Source organism: Caldicoprobacter guelmensis, assembly GCF_016908415.1.
Taxonomy (GTDB): domain Bacteria; phylum Bacillota; class Clostridia; order Caldicoprobacterales; family Caldicoprobacteraceae; genus Caldicoprobacter; species Caldicoprobacter guelmensis.
The window spans coordinates 278385-295996 of sequence record NZ_JAFBDW010000004.1 but is presented as its reverse complement, the minus strand read 5'-3'; the positions used below and the strand labels follow the sequence as shown (position 1 = coordinate 295996).

General features: G+C 43.5%; 12 protein-coding genes and 1 pseudogene. 2 read left to right on the top strand and 11 right to left on the bottom strand.

Annotation, left to right across the window (positions count from 1 at the left end; all coding sequences use genetic code 11):
• Positions 1-78: 78 nt before the first annotated feature.
• The 10 genes and pseudogenes from JOD02_RS07515 to JOD02_RS07470 all read right to left on the bottom strand — a co-directional run bounded on the left by JOD02_RS07515 (position 79) and on the right by JOD02_RS07470 (position 12942).
• Complete coding sequence (locus JOD02_RS07515) at positions 79-1389, bottom strand: galactokinase (RefSeq protein WP_243426395.1); 1311 nt, start codon at positions 1387-1389, stop codon at positions 79-81.
• Positions 1390-1662: 273 nt separating this feature from the next.
• Complete coding sequence (locus JOD02_RS07510; RefSeq protein WP_204488351.1) at positions 1663-3240, bottom strand: UDP-glucose--hexose-1-phosphate uridylyltransferase; 1578 nt, start codon at positions 3238-3240, stop codon at positions 1663-1665.
• 389 nt (positions 3241-3629) lie between these two features.
• Positions 3630-4916, bottom strand: a complete 1287-nt coding sequence (locus JOD02_RS07505; RefSeq protein WP_204488350.1) for an MFS transporter — start codon at positions 4914-4916, stop codon at positions 3630-3632.
• A gap of 339 nt (positions 4917-5255) precedes the next feature.
• A pseudogene (locus JOD02_RS07500) lies at positions 5256-5471 on the bottom strand (IS1634 family transposase); the annotation flags it as partial.
• A gap of 181 nt (positions 5472-5652) precedes the next feature.
• Positions 5653-6873 carry an IS701 family transposase gene (locus JOD02_RS07495; protein ID WP_204488347.1) on the bottom strand — a complete coding sequence of 407 codons (1221 nt, stop codon included), beginning with the start codon at positions 6871-6873 and terminating at the stop codon, positions 5653-5655.
• 224 nt (positions 6874-7097) lie between these two features.
• On the bottom strand, positions 7098-8519 hold the full coding sequence (locus JOD02_RS07490; RefSeq protein WP_204488345.1) for a GerMN domain-containing protein: 1422 nt from the start codon (positions 8517-8519) through the stop codon (positions 7098-7100).
• A gap of 327 nt (positions 8520-8846) precedes the next feature.
• The gene (locus JOD02_RS07485; RefSeq protein ID WP_204488343.1) at positions 8847-9857 is read right to left on the bottom strand and encodes a GerMN domain-containing protein; all 1011 of its coding nucleotides are present in this window, start codon (positions 9855-9857) and stop codon (positions 8847-8849) included.
• An 89-nt stretch (positions 9858-9946) separates the two neighbouring features.
• Positions 9947-11440 (bottom strand): sensor histidine kinase, encoded by a 1494-nt coding sequence (locus JOD02_RS07480; protein ID WP_204488342.1) that lies wholly within the window; start codon positions 11438-11440, stop codon positions 9947-9949.
• Entirely contained in the window at positions 11427-12113 is a 687-nt protein-coding gene (locus JOD02_RS07475) for a response regulator transcription factor (protein ID WP_204488341.1), read from the bottom strand. The genes JOD02_RS07480 and JOD02_RS07475 overlap by 14 nt, the downstream gene beginning before the upstream one ends.
• A gap of 145 nt (positions 12114-12258) precedes the next feature.
• Positions 12259-12942 carry a helix-hairpin-helix domain-containing protein gene (locus JOD02_RS07470; protein WP_204488340.1) on the bottom strand — a complete coding sequence of 228 codons (684 nt, stop codon included), beginning with the start codon at positions 12940-12942 and terminating at the stop codon, positions 12259-12261.
• A 208-nt stretch (positions 12943-13150) separates the two neighbouring features.
• On the opposite strand from JOD02_RS07470, the gene JOD02_RS07465 reads away from it, so the two are divergent.
• On the top strand, positions 13151-14593 hold the full coding sequence (locus JOD02_RS07465; protein ID WP_204488339.1) for a D-alanyl-D-alanine carboxypeptidase family protein: 1443 nt from the start codon (positions 13151-13153) through the stop codon (positions 14591-14593).
• 54 nt (positions 14594-14647) lie between these two features.
• On the top strand, positions 14648-14917 hold the full coding sequence (locus JOD02_RS07460; protein WP_204488338.1) for an ATP cone domain-containing protein: 270 nt from the start codon (positions 14648-14650) through the stop codon (positions 14915-14917).
• Positions 14918-15044: 127 nt separating this feature from the next.
• On the opposite strand, the gene leuS is transcribed toward JOD02_RS07460, so the two are convergent.
• On the bottom strand, positions 15045-17525 hold the full coding sequence (gene leuS, locus JOD02_RS07455) for a leucine--tRNA ligase (protein ID WP_204488337.1): 2481 nt from the start codon (positions 17523-17525) through the stop codon (positions 15045-15047).
• Between the last annotated feature and the right edge of the window lie 87 nt (positions 17526-17612).

Sequence of the window (17612 nt, the reverse complement as noted above, 5' to 3'; positions counted from 1 at the left end):
GAATAGGCCCAAATTTTGCCTATTCTTCTCATCTAAAACAGTTTTTCCCCAATAATTCTCCTTATTACTTTAATTTTCTTATATAGCCAAATCTATACATAGTGTACCATAGGGCCTTATGGACAGAACGGTCACCGATCCCTTGCCAAATATGCCCTCCATGAGTTTCACATACTCATCCAGCAGCTCATTAGGCATGAACACCAGCACTGTTCCGGCAAAGCCACCACCGTGTACCCTATAAGCACCTTTCCCGCTGCCTTTCAAGAAATTTTCGGTCACGCTCAAAGCTAGCGTAATTCCCTGCTCATGTGGATTTTGGGTGGTATAGCAGTTTTGAAGCCATTTCCACGAACTATTTCCCGATTCATTCACCAGCCTCAAAAATTCACTAAAATCCCCTCTCTCCAGAGCCTCCACCTGCCGTACTACCCTCTGGTCCTCGGCCAAAAAGTGCATAGCTCTTAATATAGCACGGTCCCCCACCTGCTTCCTAAGCCTGGGAATATTTTGAATGACTTCTTCCATGGTGAGCTCTCTACAAACCTTCTTACCCAATGCGCTGGCCACCGCCTTCATCTCCCGGGGCACAGAGGCATAGTCATCGGTAAGGTCGGCATGGCTGCCCCCTGTATTGATAACCAGCAAAGAATAGTTTTGGGCTGCAAAATCGAAGTCGATCTTTCGAACAATGGGGTTGTCAAAATCTTTAAAATCAATGGTAACAAATCCGCCTACCGCACAGGCAATTTGATCCATCAACCCGCAGGGCTTGTTGAAGTATACGTTCTCGGCATACTGCCCTATTTTAGCTAAAAGTATCTCGTCGATTTTGCCGTCATTGTACAGGTGATTGATGATGCTGCCCAGCAGCACTTCGATACAGGCCGAGGAGCTCAGCCCCGAGCCGCCTAACACATCGCTGGTAATATAAGCATTGAATCCACCGATTCTATAACCCAATTCCCTCATGCGGCTGGCGATTCCTCTTATAAGCGCGGAGGTGGTCCCTTCCTCTTCTTTTCTAGGGGCTAGGCTGTCCAGCTCAACCACAAACGGGTCTGGATACCCTTCGGAATACACCCTTATGACGTAATCCGGCGATGGCGTTGCAACCGCGATGGCGTCCAGGCTGACGCCTGCCGCCAGTACCCTTCCCGCGTTGTGGTCGGTGTGGTTTCCGCCGATTTCTGTGCGACCAGGAGCGCTAAACAGATAAAACCCCTTGTGCGCCTCTTGTGGAAAAATTTGATAATATCGTTCAACCGCCTGTACATACCTGTCAATCTGCTTTTCAACGATTTCCGGAGCCTGGCCGTAGAGCTTTGCCAGCAATTGCCTGCCTTTATCGGAATTCAACTTCTCTTTAAGCTGCTCCAAAGTTATCATAGCCTTTTTACCTCCCAACTTAAACGATTTATCTAAATAGAGCATTTGCTAATATACCGTGTATTTACCAGCTGGTCTACGGCGTAAATTATATCACCACATCCCATGCAGAGATGTTGTGGCTCACACGCTCACTGCTGACTCCCTGCTTAGCCGCAGACTCGCCAGTTACTTTGGTGTACATATATTTTTACCCGCAATTCATCTCCATCTTGTAGAAGATATAAAATATACACATACACATTAAAAGCGCTCCGTCGACGGTAAAGCCAGTCAAACCCTCCTTATCCCAGCCATCTCCAGAAAGCGATCAAAAGCCTGACGCCCTTCTTTCGTAGCCTTAAACACGCCGGCATGATGCAACACCTGCAGGCACTTCTCGCCCACCGAATCCTTGATTATCCTGCGGGCAGCTTCATCATCAAGATTGGTGCCGTACTTGCTAATCAACTCTTTAATCCAGTGAAGGTGTTTATTGAGCGGATGAGACTCGTGATAGGTATCATCGCTCACAGGCTTTTTACCCGTCAATATATCGCAAATGTCTGCAAGTTCATCCTTCAGGCGCCCGGGGAGTATAAACAGCCCCATTACCTCGATAAGCCCTATATTCTCCTTCTTTATATGGTGGAGCTCTTGGTGTGGATGGAATATGCCCATAGGATGTTCTTCGCTGGTACGGTTATTCCTGAACACAAGGTCAAGCTCATAGAGACCATCCTTGCCTATCCTAGCAATCGGGGTAATGGTGTTATGGGGCACTTTCTTTCCCTTTTCATTTGTGGTAAATGCCAAAATATCCACCGACGGGTCGGAGTAACCCCTCCACAGGTGAAGCAGCTTATCGGCCAGCTCCACCAACGCCTGCGGCTTTGCATGGCGAAGCCTTAATACCGACATGGGCCAGTGAACCACACCCATAGTGACATCTGGATACTCCTCTGACTTCAGGTAATACTCAACGGAGGCCTTTTCCATAGGAAAAGTATAGTAACCCCCTTGAAAGTGGTCGTGATTGAGTATGGACCCTCCCACAATGGGAAGGTCGGCATTGGAGCCAATGAAATAATGGGGGAAATACTCAAGAAAATCAAAAAGGCGTTCAAAGGTCTCCCGGCTGATTTTCATGGGAACATGTTGCTCGCTCAACACAATGCAGTGCTGGTGATAATACACATATGGCGAATATTGAAAATACCACTGCTCACCCCTGAGCTTGATGGGCAGCACTCGAAGGGTCTGCCGCGCAGGATGGTTGATTCGTCCGGCATAACCCACGTTTTCGGGACACAGCAGGCATTTGGGATATCCCACCTGCGGTGCGTTTTTAAGGGCAGCTATCTCCCTGGGGTCCTTCTCGGGTTTTGTAAGGTTGATAGTTATCTCTAGCTGACCAAACTCGCTCTCATACTGCCACTTTATGTTGCGGGCAATGCGGCTTACGCGTATGTAATCGGATTTTTGACAGAGATTATAGAAATCATCAGTAGCGGCTTTGATACCTTTTTCAGCCTTTATCCTGTTAAAACGCTCAATTACCTCCGACGGTTTTGGCATCAAAAGCCCCATTATACGCGTGTCAAACAGGTCTCTGTAGGTAAGCGTGTCTTCAGGTATAAGCCCCCGCTGTACGGCATAGTCCAGCAGTTCTTCCAGTATAGGCGTTGCCGTCTCGGGCACCTCCAGGCTTTCAAGGTCTAGAGGCTGCGGATAAGGCTGGTCTATCTTTAGAAGGTCCAGCAGCTGATTCCTGGTATAGGTGACATCAAATTTAGAAATCATGTCATTAGCCAATGCAAAAGCCAGCAGCCTTTCAACCAGATACGCCGCACGTTGCTGCAGTTCGTCCATGTTTACACCCCTTTCGGCTGGTCGTTGCGGCAACCATCGCCGTGTTGACAACAGAAAGATTTATCTTCAACACAATGGACAAAGTAAGAGCCGTTCTCCTTGTTCATCCCAGTGACAATTATAGCATATTATACTTCAGCATTCCACAAAATAACCAAATGCGTCAGGCAAAAAGGGTTAAAGATTGATTCTGCTGCAAACTTAACTTGCTCAATGTAGCTTGATAAAATAACGCTTATGCATGTAATTTTTCGCTTACTGTCATTTTTCTTCGAAATTGCCGCGGTACCAAGCGACTGACTAATTTTTGCAGCTCACATTCAATAAAATTTCGTTTTGAAAAGCAAAATTTAACTTTACACCAAAATCTAGATTAAATGGCTCTAGCACTACGAACCAAGCTCAGCGTTCACAACATCATGGCGTTCTTGCCTTTCAATGTTTTCAAGGATTAACAGCAACATAACGCTGACCCCAAAGGTGACCATGATGAGCACAAAAGGAAGCTTTGGCGATACAGAGGAAAGCAACCCTCCTATATAGCCAAAGGGCGTTGTAAGCCCCAGTACCAACACATACAGGATGGACATGACCTTGGCCCTGTCTTCGTCGTTTATGCTGTTGGCCACCAGAGATTCAACAAAGGGATAGATCAATGCCATGCCTGTAGCCCCAATAGCCACGGCAAGCACCGAAAGATAAAATCGCCCCGACGGGGACAGCACGAAGATGCAATTGCTTATTATAGACAACACATACCCCCACAAAAGCGGACGGGTGATTTTGAGTTTCCCCAAAGTAGGCATGACGAACAGGTATATAAACAGCATTATGGCAGACGTAATAGTTGCAAACGTTGCAATGGTTCCCTCAGAAAGCCCAAGTCCCTTGGTGTAAAGAATTGCCGAAAAGGTGTTGCGCAGGGTGATTTGTACGTTATTAAAGAGCATAAGCGCAAAGGCCAACAAGGTATGTGGGGTTTTCAAAAGGTGTATGCATATCCTTCTATACTCACTAAATATCTCCATGATATTGAATCCCTTTGTAGTCCGCATCTTTATAAGCCCCATCTTTGTCTCGTGGGTAATCCTATTTCTAATAAAAAACATGCTGGTCATGGAGACAAAGGCAAATAAATAAAGCCCCCTCATGGCAGGAACCACGCCATACCTTTTAACGAGCCACCCCGCAATGGGTGCAAAAAATCCCGCTAAAAGCCCTGCAACCTGAATCCAGGTATACACGTGTACCCTCTCTTCAGGGCTGGTATCCTCTACCAGCAAACAGGTCCACGAGGTGTGCACTATTCTAAAAAAGCTGTTCACTATGCTGGCTGCCAAAAAATAATAAAAGTTCTGTGCAAGAGCCCATATAAGTACCGCCAGGCTCCAGCCGATACAGTCAAATATGAGGGTAGTCCTCTTTCGCCCCAGCCTGTCTGTGATATATCCGCTTATAAACGAAAAGAACATTTGGAAGAACAACCCTACCGAAGTTATAATACCTATGTGCTCATCAGTGCAACCCAGTTCAAGCATGTACACCGACGCATAAGGAATAAAAAGATTATAAGGTATTCCCCACAGAGGTTCAACCACTAAACATCCCCTTGCGTTACCCTTAAAGCTTTTTAATATATTCCACGACTCTTGAAGCTGTTTTTTGATTATACCCAACCCCATCCCCACCCTCTTTTTTTATGCACATTCAACCTTATTTTGATAATACCAACGCAAGCCTGATAAGCAAAAAAATAAGCCCGGCTAAAAAGAACAAGCCGAGCATCATTATACTTGATATTGGGAGATTAAGCAAGGAAGTGCGTAATTTTTTGTCCGTGTCTCTGTAGTGAATTTCCCACAAAAACACTATTTATTTCTTTTTTCTTGACAATAATCAAATTCCCACTCCTGCCCTGATAGTTGCCTATACTTTTGACTTTGTCAGTTAAAGTTTCAAAAACCTTAAAATCAAACCATTTTTTCCTTTTTTAAATACGCAAATTGTACCCATACCTATCCCTTACCAGGTAAAAAAGCCCTCGCTTCTTCAATGGATAGGACATTATTGGGTGGCGCCATTCGTAATACCCCCAATACCTTGTTCGCTTCTTCGCTCAGTTTCATCTTGAGCAAGTAAAGTTAACCGTTTATTTCCACCTCCATAAACGTCATCGAATTTAAAGTCTCCCTTATTTTGTTGGGACTCATCATAATCCCTTTCGTCTTCAAAACTTCTCATCAACCGCAATCGCTTCTTCGTTGACAATATTAATTTCTTCCTGTTACCTCATTAATTTTGTTGTTTTTGCTAAAACTAAAATCTCTAAAATTACTCCTGTTCTGCAAATTTAAAATCTAAATTACCAATATTGGTTATACAATCCAATATTATAAGATAATGATCCCTTTTTTAGGCAACTAACTTTAATTTGGCGTATATATCCATTAATGGAACATCCTTCTTTGCATGGTAATACACAAAATTTATAAAATCTTTGATAACCTCCTTCTTCATGTGTTGTATTGTATCCCCTATTGTCTCAAAATTTAGATTCTTCCGTGTTACCCTATAATATTCTAAAAAGTTATAAGCCAGAAAACAAAGTAACATATACCTCTCAATAGAAACAAGGCTCCTTACTCTGTACTCATCAAAACCTAGATTCTCCTTCAAATACTGATAGCTGGTCTCTATCGTCCAACGTACCGCATAGTACCTCAATATTGCCTTACTATCAAGTTCTATGTCAGTAGAAAGAATACACACAGGAGCTTCAAAGCCATCTTTCTTAACTTCATAGGAAATTAACAGAACAGCATTATCAAATGTACCGACTTTCCCCTCATATCGATATACCCTGTACTCCTTACCCTCAACGGTAACTAGGTCAAGGGTAGATGGCTCAATGTACTTCATAAACTGAGAAATCTTAATCTTGACTCCGCAAGGAGATATCGTCTTATTGGGTTTAACGCACCCAATAACATGATACCCTTTACTTAAAGCTTCTTCAACTAGCGAGGTACTTGTATACCAGCTATCAGTTAAAACATATAGCTGTCTAATATTTGAGGGAGTATGAAATTCCTTTATAAATCCTTTGGCAATATCTACTTTGCTCTCAAATTTAATCCCTAGCTCCTTGCACTTCTCCTCCCTATAATAAGGTTTGAAATGAAAGGGCATAGCATATGGTCCAGCTACAAAATTTGAGGTCACTACACAATGAGACCAGCAAGTCTTGTCTTCTGTATGGGAGTAATGAAAATCTAATCCTTCCATATGTTTAGTTCTTATATCTTTCAAGTTGGTAGTATCATCAATAACCAGAAAACCAACCTCACCTGGTCTTATGTTGTGTTCTAGATGATAACTAAGAAAGCTTATACGGTTTCTGTTCAATTGTTTATCATCCCAGGGGAATTTACTCAAAAACCTGTAAATACAGCTCTTATCCTTAGAAGTCACAACATTCTCTGCTATTTTGGATATCGATAGTTTGCCTTCAATCTGGATGCTGCCTTCCACCATTGTAATTAAATGATTAAATTGTGCTTTGTTCATTCCATAATTTACATCTTGCAAAAAGGCAACTAATTCGTTATCATGATTTACAATGGTTGTTGGCATAGTTACTAACCCCCTGTGATTGTTTTTTTATGATAAATCAATTTACCACAGGTTTAGTAATTATGCCATATTTAATTTTTGGTAACTCTACCAATTCCGCTTTTATTTTTGCAGAACAAGAGTAAAATTATCTTTTCTTACACTCTCAATTCAACTAATCGCTTTTCCTCTGAATTTTTACGATCCACTCAACATCCAAACCCCCTTAGACACAGCGCTTCTTATTACTCCTTTATCAACTCAGGATTTCGCACAAAGGGATCAGCCAGCGACATATGCCCAAACTCATTAGTTATTTTTCCGTTTACCAAAAATTGAATCTGCTTGACGTTATCGGTGTTAACAGGATCAGTGAGAGAGTTTACGATGGCGTAAAGGGCCATAATCTCACCCGTGCTCCCAAGCCCTGAAGCATTAAACTTTGATGGTAGATTCACAAAAGCGGTTTTTCCGCTTACATACGCCTTAATATCGCCCACTGAAATATTAGGCGGAATGACTGCCGCGTGCTTTTCTTGACAAGGACCCTCAATCAGCTCATTTAATATCTCATTTACTACATCTTTAGAATCATTACTTATAATCCTATACTCCGGAACTAGGTTCATCGCATCTTTATCGCTGAAATACACCTTGATCCTTCTACCCAGCCTAAAAGGCAAGCTGTCCTTGTCAAACCTTACATTTAAACCCATGGATACCACAGGCATGCCCACGTATTCGCCATTTTCATTCTGGTAATATACCCTTATCCAGTCCACGCCAGGTAAACCTACTAAGCTATAAACGAGGGAACCCACCATCAAGGTTTCAGAGTTGATTTCCCTGTTAAAAGATGATTTAAATTCTTTTGAAAAATACAGTTCAACTCCTTTTGATGAGTCTCCATCCTCAACAAACTTAACGCTCATAAGCTGCGTTCCATTGGGTATAGTAGGATACAGCCCCCAATCTACGTTTACTGGTCCCTTTATTAATTCACCCACGATGGCCTCAACGTATTTCCCTTGACTGACGGGAATATCCCTTATTTCTGGAACTAAAAATCTCTTCTTACCATCCTGAAAATATATTTCCCTTTTAATATATCTCACATCGCCTTGCGAAATGAGTTTCTGCTCTTCCAATCTAATTTGCTCTACATCATTTGGGTATTTCTCCAAAAGCCCCAAAATCTGTCCATCATCCTTACCATTATGAGTGAGTTCCCGCCCTTCCACGTATATCTTCACATACTTTGCTCCTTGCGTCTCCAATATGGTGTTTACCAGCGCAGCCCTGGCAACAGATATATCTTCGCTTTCCAAAAACTCCTTTGACAAGTATACGCTTACCACTTCCCCATACTGTTCTACTTTTTGTAACTCCACGTTAGGAGATACAACAGGTTTAAGCGTTTTAACCTTTGGCCCTTTCAAAAATTGCCTTATAACCTCATCCAAAATTCGATCGGTATCCCTAATGTTAATAGTTCGTCTTTCAGGTTCTAACTGATCGGTATCAGGATTATAAAAATACAACACCATATCAACAGGATAGGCGTCATTGTCTTCTAATACATACAAATTCTCACTTTTCTCAGAATCTTTTAAACTTTTAAATAGATGGCTTTGAGTTGATTCCCCCCTACTTTGCTGTGTTTCCATCTTTTCCTCCACCCTACTTCTCGGTGTTGCGCTACAGGAGGCAAACATCATAACCATAACTGCAGACGCAATCGTTAGGGCAATTACCCGAATGCACCTATACACCTTTACGATCCCTCCTTTGTCGTCAGCCTGTTGACCATTCTCCGTTGTCTACTAAATTACATCACCATCCTTACATGTTATTTATTCACAACCAACACCTGATGAGACTTTTACTAATTCTTAGTCACATTCTCAAAATATAACCAATTTTATACTAGCATCACTTTCAATCTTCTTTAGATTCTCCACTCTATTTAAATGACTTCTCCCTCTACAACACAATTATTGAACATTAGCAAAAAACCCCGGCAGCCTTACCTTCCAAATTCCCTCCTCATTTACCACCCTCAACACATCGCTGTCACGGCTTTCCTTTTTGCCATTGACATACTTAATTGCATATGTTAGCGTAACAAAAGCCTCCCCGTCCGGTTTAATCTCCTCGCTCATTATAAAATTGTTACTGTCAAACTCTACCCCTGCAATATAAGCCGAATATACCTTTTGTATCTCCTCTATAGGTGGGCGTTCACTCCCATCAGCATTCTTTCGTGCCAAGAAAGCATCGATTCTTTCCCAATCTGGTTCCCCTGCAAGAGAATTAAAAATTTGCCTTACCGTCTCAGAGGGGCTTAGAATAAAATTCTTGTTACGCGTAAGGGCCATAACAGGGTTACCCTTGTCAACATTTACCGTCTGTGAGGCTATAAGTTCAGCACCAATTTCCTCATAGCTAAGCGCCCGGTTATTGACTAAAATTTTCACCCTGTTTACTCCATCTAGTTCCGTCAACGAATTTACAATAGAATAAATGCACAGCCTCTTCATCTGAGCCAATACATTTGCTTTTTGCTCTTCCGGCACGTTATTTTTTCGCACCGCGGCAAGGTCAATATTACCCTTAAACTCCTCGCTTAAATTTACAAATACCGTATCGCCGTTACGGGTAACATCCAGCACCTTGACGTTAGGAGGCATTATAGCTACTCGTTCAAATTTTGTTGGCCCTTTTAATAGCTCAGATACTACCACGTACTCAAGCGACTGACTCCCCTTTTGCGCTACCCTTTTTTCAGGCACCAAATAATCGGCCAGATAGTGCTTGAAATACAGAGTCACATTGACCTGGCTGATTGGAGGCTCAGGGTTTATATACTTCTGCTGCTGTTTACCCCCCAAATTGCTTCTCCTGTTAAAAAATATTATCCTGTCAAAAAGAGCATTACACCCTGTAAGGATAGCAATTATAGCCAAAATCAACGCCAATATTGAAAAACGCTTTAAAGCCTGCATTTCCCTATCCCTTCTCCACCGTTATCGTTTTTATTATAACAAATTATTTTTACAAAAAATTTAAATAACTCTAACAAAATAACAACTTCTCATTGCTTTTCACTTTTAAGCGGCAGTTCTACATAAAAAGTACTGCCCTTCCCTTCCTCGCTCACCACTCGTATATTTCCACCATGTTGCAATACAATCTTCTGCGCTATAGAGAGTCCCAAACCTGTGCCACCTGTAGCTCTAGACCTTGCCTTGTCCACCCTGTAAAACCTCTCAAATATATGTGGCAAGTCTTTAGCTGGTATGCCAATACCTGTATCGCTCACCTTTATTACAGCATTTTCTACTCCTTTATAAACCTCAACGGTTACTCTACCGCCCTCAGGAGTATATTTAATTGCATTATCTACAATGTTACTTACCACTTGACGCAACTTCACTGCGTCACCATACACCGTCAAGTGGTCATCATAAAAAGTCTCCAGCCGTATGTTTTTATGGTGAGCCAAAATCTGCAAACCTTTTACAGTGCTGTCAACCAGTTCTACCAGGTCCACTGGTTCCTGTTTTAACTGTTCGCCCTCAGTATCTATTTTTACCAACGTCAACAAGTCGTTTATAATCGCATTCAACCTATCTATTTCCGAATTTATATCCTCCAAAAATTCTCTATAAATAGAAGGGTCATCAACATCCATATGAAGGAGGGATTCCGTCAATACCTTAATAGCACTCAAAGGTGTTTTAAGCTCATGAGAAGCGTTTGAAACAAATTCGTTACGTGCCTTATCAAGATTTTCAAGCTTTTCACTCATGATATTGAACGCTTCGGCCAACTGCCTTAACTCCTTGCTCCCTCGTATCTTCACACGCTGATCTAAATATCCCTGACTCATCTTCTTGATGACATTAGTCAATTCTTTGATAGGTTGTGTGATAAATCCGGATATTATATAGCTGGCCGTGATAATAATAGCGCTAATAATGATTAGATATGCGCTCACCCTGGTTTTTACCTCGGCCAACATGTGCTCAATCCTAGACAGCGAAGTAGAGATAATTACCATACCAATTATACCTTGTTTCTCATGTTGAATCGGAGCATAAGTATACAGCACCAGCTTTGGCTCACGTGACCCCTCTGGCCTTATATACAGCTCTTTAGGCTCCACCCTCTCCCCCGCCAGCACGGCATTAATTTCAGGGAAAACCTCACTTAAGTCCTGTTTTAAAAGGCTGTCAGACCCTCTCACTATGTTATAGGAATCGTAGTCAACCACCCCATGCTTGTTTAATATAAGTATCCGGGTGGCTTCCAGCTCTTTGTTGAAGATCTCCTCTCCCAAAGCCTGAAGGTCATACACTATGCTAGCAAGAATGTCGGGATCACCGCTGGCATAATCATAAGCAACAGCCTGAGCAACCCAGTTAGCATACAGCCTAAAAGCATTCTTCTTATTATCGATCATATATTTCCCTATAATATCCAAAACAGATACGCCGATAAAGGTAAATCCTATTAAAATTATTACCAAATAAGTGATCACTATCTGCCATCGAAGGCTTAAAAAAAAAGTCCTATTTGTCAGCAAAATAGTACCCCACTCCCCATTTTGTAAATATAAACTCGGGCTGGCTAGGATTTTTCTCTATCTTCTCTCTCAACCGGCGTATGTGAACATCCACTGTTCTCACATCGCCAAGATACTCATACTTCCATATGAGTTCCAGCAAATTTTCACGGGTATAGACCTTGCCAGGATTAGTGGCAAATAACTTGAGCAGCTCAAATTCCTTTGCGGTCAGATTGACTTCCTTACCATCTATAGTCACGCTGCGATTTGCTAGATTGATGGTCATATTTTTAATTCGGATAACCTGATGATCGTTTTTTGCAACCTCATTCATCCTTCTAAAAATGGCTTTGATCCTAGCCTTTAACTCCAAAATATTAAACGGCTTGGTTATATAGTCATCGGCACCATATTCCAGGCCTAGTATCTTGTCCATATCCTCACCTTTAGCCGTCAGCATTATAACAGGCACTGACGATTTCTCCCTTATCCTTTGTAGTACCGTCAAGCCATCCACTTTAGGAAGCATTACGTCCAGAATAACTAGGTCATATTGATTGGCCTCAAACATCCTTATAGCTTCCTCTCCATCATAGGCAGCATCAATCTGATAGCCATCTCTTTCGAGGCTAAACTTAAGCCCTTTTACAATAGCAGGCTCATCATCCACCACCAACAGCTTTTTTGACATAAGCCCTGTCCCTTCCTTTCAAACCCTTTCATACACAAATTTTATTGTACCATATGCCCAATACAAAATCAATTTTGCCGGTCAATCGGGTCAAGGGTGTCTCCCAGAGTATAGGATGCAAAAACCCATCAGTCATGCTCAACAATCAGTTGACTGTAATTAAATCCTTAATCTGCTCAAACGTTTTTTCACCGATCCCCGATACGTTTTTAATCTCTTCTATGGACTTAAATGGCCCGTTTTGCTCTCTATATTCTATAATCCTTTTTGCTTTGCTGGGCCCAATACCCGGCAAGGTATCCAGCATAGCCTCATCTGCGGTATTAATATTCACTTTCTGCTGTCCCTTCCCTGATGCAATGCCCGACGTAGTATTTGAAACATTAGGATCAGGGACCATCAACTCTTCTCCTTTCTTAGGAATTTTATACATGCCCTCATCCTGCACCTTCAAAGCCAGGTTTACCCTTTCAAGGTCAGCCTCCTCTGTAGCTCCGCCCGCCAGCTCAAGCACGTCTATCAGACGGCTTCCTTCTTCTACCTCTATAACCCCTGGATATCTTACCGCCCCTACTATGTATACCTTTATCTTTTTAACGGGCTGGTTAATTACGCCCTCTTTCGAAACAGGTTGGCTTACTTTATCCTGACCACCTTGCCCACCATCTTCCAATTGGGACACCACCACAATATCCTGCTCCCCGCGTGCGGCTGCCGGCCTAACGTTATCAGCAAATACATCCTTTAAAATGTATCCCGTCACTAACAAAACCAGAATAGTACCAAACACAAGCAGAACCCTTTTTTGATTGAGATCAAGGTTGAGCATAAAACCTCCACCCCGTAAACCAATTTCTGCACAAAGAGAGGTATAATTGCTGAACTGGTCCATCGAAGTTTGGAAAAACATTTTCGAGAATATTTTACCACATTTTTGCAACCAATTCACCATTCTTCAACTTTTTCTGTACAAACCCACCGATAATTTGTTATACTAAAAAGGCGAAATATCATTACAAGGGTAAGGAGTTTTGATGATGAAACGATTTTGGGCTTTATTAGCAGCATTATTTGTGCTATCATTTCATATTCAATCATCAGCTGCCATGCTCAACCCTAAAGACGCCGCCAAGCAAGTTGAAAGTTCTGGCTCAGCAGAAACTACACAGCCTCCAACTGCTTCAGAAATATTAAACCTCGATGCTGAAGGCGCCGTCCTCATCGAACAGGAAACCGGTAAAGTGTTATATGAAAAGAACAAGGATGAAAAGCTGTATCCTGCAAGTACAACCAAAATCTTAACGGCTCTGCTGGCAATAGAAAACGGAAACCTGGATGAAATAGTTACGGTAGGCAACGAGGCCAACCTGGCACCAAGGGACAGCAGCCTAGCCTGCATCGATATAGGTGAACAGATAACGCTGAAAGACCTGTTGGTGGGTCTTTTGGTATCTTCAGGCAATGATGCCGCCCTTACCATAGGCGCTCATATAGGCCGCATTGTAGCAGGTAACCCCGCCTTACCATACAATCAGGCGCTAGACAAGTTTTATGAGCTCATGAACAAAAGGGCCGCAGACTTGGGGGCCACCAACTCCCATTTTGTCAATCCTCACGGCTATCATAACAAAGACCATTATACCACAGCATATGACTTGGCTTTGATTGCAAGAGAAGCCATGAAACATGAAGCCTTCAGGGAAATCGTAAAGATTACTTATAGAGAATATCCTGACTGGAACGAAGTCGACAAAAACGACCCAAGCAAAAAAGCCACTCGTTACTGGGTCAATAAAAATAGGCTGCTGGACGAAAAAAGCGAATATTATTACCCTTATGCTACTGGCATTAAAACTGGCTATACATCGTATTCGGGCCATTGTCTGGTTTCGTCGGCCACAAAAGATGGCTTAAGCCTCATCGCTGTGGTACTAAAAAGTACGCGGGATGGGCAGTGGCTCGACTCAATAAAACTGCTGGAATATGGATTTGAGCACTACACTATATATGAACCCTTAAAGCAGGGGCAGGTAGTTGCTACTACCCAGGTGAGCAATCACGCCTCCGAAGATCCAGGGGCTGTGGACATTGTGGCAGCACAGGGATTTCGGGATGTAATAGCAAAAGAGGACGTGAACAATATACAGCAAAACATTGAATGGTATTACACTGACGAAAATAATCAACTACATCTTGAAGCTCCTGTTTACAAGGGGCAGGTGGTAGGGAAACTCACTTATACTTTGAACGGCAAAACCATAGGAGAAAGTGACCTTATCGCCGCAAGGGGCATAGAAAGAAAAAAGACTATAATTGACATGATAACCCCCGGGTCTGGAGATAAATTAGCTACCAGCGGCAAAGAACATTCCCGTTCATTGATTGTGGTTGTTGTATTGCTCCTTGCATTTATCGGCGCAGCATTTTACACCCTAAAGCGCAGAAGGCGAAGAAGATATATTCTGCGGCGGTATCGATAAGATTCTTTACTAAAACTTCATATGTGGTATATATATATAAAATGGGGGATTTCCATGAAAGTAATTAAAAGAGATGGGAGAACACAAGAATTTGATATTGAAAAGATTAAACTCACCCTGGAAAAGGTATCCGATGAGTTAAATGAACCTTTCACAAAGTCAGACATCGATAACATGACTAGAGAAATATATAAGGCCATATTGAGCATGGGAAAAGAATATATACATTCTTTCGAAATACACCGCATTGTGGTAGAGCAGCTCAAAGCTGCCGGCTTCGCCCATATAGCACAGGCATACGACGATTACCAAAGAAAACATTAGCACGTGTTCTTTAAATAGAAAGAGGGGGATATCCTAGACGAATATCCCCCTCAATTGCTCTTTCCGTGGTCATTTTATCATTACCTCAACTTTCCCATCATTTGAGACTGATGGCACAAAGTCGTCTTTATTTTACCACAATGTTGACCAACTTATTGGGCACCACAACCACTTTTACGATGCTCTTGCCATTTATGAATTCCTGTATCCTACTTAAGTTTAGCGCCATATTCTGAACCTCTTGCTGAGAAGCATCTACCGGCACCATCATGCGATCCCTGACCTTACCGTTGACCTGCACAACCACTTCAACCTCTTCCCGTACCAGAGCCTGCGGGTCGTAAGCAGGCCAGGATTGAGCGTGTATGCTCCCCTCATGGCCGGTTAGCTCCCACAATTCTTCTGTGATGTGCGGTGCAAACGGCGCCAGCAGCAACAGCAGATGGGTGATGGCTTCGCCCAACACCGACATATTCTGCTGCGACTCGTCAACCTTATCCCTATACTGCTGTATAGCGTTCACCATCTCCATGATGGCGCTTATGGCCGTATTGAAATTGAACCTCTCCTCTATGTCAACCGTTACACGCTTAATGGTGTTGTGCACAACGTACCTGAGCTCTTTATCACTCTCAGAGAAGTTAGCGGGCTTGTCGCCTATGTTGTAATGCTTGCACGCATCCTTGCACTCATTGACCAGTCTCCATACCCTGTTGAGGAAACGGTAACATCCTTCAACCCCCTGGTCGCTCCACTCAAGGTCCTTTTCGGGCGGTGCTGCGAAAAGTATAAACAGCCTGGCGGTATCAGCGCCATACTTGGCCACAATATCCTCGGGACTTACTATATTGCCCTTGGACTTTGACATCTTGGAGCCGTCCTTGAGCACCATCCCCTGCGTGAGCAGATTGGTAAAAGGTTCATCCACCGGAGACAGCCCTATATCGTACAGCACCTTGGTGAAGAACCTGGCATACAGAAGGTGAAGTATGGCATGCTCCACCCCGCCCACGTACTGGTCTACCGGCATCCAATATTCGGCTTTTTGGCGGCTAAAAGGCGCCTCGGTATTCTTGGGGTCGGTAAACCTCAAGAAATAGAATGACGAACATACAAATGTATCCATGGTATCGGTCTCACGCCTTGCCGGGCCACCGCACTGCGGACAGGTGGTGTTAACAAACGATTTGCTTTCAGCCAGCACCGACTGCCCTTTGCCGGTAAACTTCACATCGGTGGGCAGTATCACCGGCAGCTGATCCTCGGGTACCGGCACGATACCGCATTTATCGCAGTATATAATAGGTATGGGTGCTCCCCAGTAACGCTGGCGGGAAATCAGCCAGTCCCTCAACCTGTAGCTTACATGCCTCTTGCCTATACCCTTTTCTTCTATGTATTCGATGATCTTTTGCATGGCCTCCGTATTAGACAGGCCATCAAACGGCCCGGAATTTATCATTATGCCCTGCCCTTCAAAGGCATGTTTTAAATTATATACGTCTACACTATCATCTTCCGGCTTGATGACGGGAACTATTGGCAATCCGTACTTGGTGGCAAATTCGAAGTCGCGCTGGTCGTGAGCCGGAACGCCCATCACGGCACCCGTCCCATAATCCAGCAATACGTAGTTTGCTATATACAGCGGGACCCTCTGTCCGCTCAACGGATTGATGGCATATCGCCCGATAAATACGCCTTCCTTCTCGGTCTCCTCCGACGTGCGCGTGATCTCGTTCATGTACTGCATCCTGTCTATAAAGACGCGCACATCGCTTTCATATTCGGTGCCCTCAACCAGCTTGAGTACCAGCGGATGTTCAGGCGCCAGCACCATATAAGTCACGCCGTAAATGGTGTCAGGCCTTGTGGTAAAGACGGTGATGGTCTCCTCGCTGCCCTCCACCTTGAAATCCACCATGGCGCCTTCGCTGCGGCCGATCCAGTTCTGCTGCATCACTTTTACCTTTTCCGGCCAACCGGTCAACCGGTCAATGTCCTTGAGCAAACGCTCGGCATAGTCGGTGATCTTGAAGAACCACTGTTCCAGGTCCTTTTTGCCTACCAGCGTACCGCAGCGCTCGCAGTGCCCATTGACCACCTGTTCATTGGCCAGCACCGTGCTGCAAGAGGGACACCAGTTGACAAATGCTCGTTTCTTATATGCCAACCCTCGCTTAAAGAACTGCAGGAACATCCACTGGGTCCACCTGTAGTAGCTGGGATGGCAGGTAGCCACCTCTCGTTCCCAGTCATAGCTTATTCCCAAGCCTTTTAATTGCTCTCTCATGTTGTTTATGTTGTCCCATGTCCACGTACTGGGGTGGATTTGGTGGGCGATGGCAGCGTTTTCAGCCGGCAAACCAAATGCATCCCACCCCATGGGATGCAGGACGTTGTATCCTTGCATGGTCCTATACCTGGCTATGACATCGCCTATGGAATAATTTCGCACATGCCCCATGTGCAGTTTACCCGACGGATAAGGGAACATCTCCAGCATGTAAAACTTCTTTTTTGTAGGGTCCTCCACCCTGCGAAAAGCCTTCTCCTTCTCCCATCTCTCCTGCCACTTTTTCTCAATCTCACTGAATCTGTACTCCATAACAAAATTCCCTCCATATTAAAGTAAACCGCTCCATCTTAATTAACAGAAGATGGAGCTTTCTGCCTCAACCACATCACTAGCGTT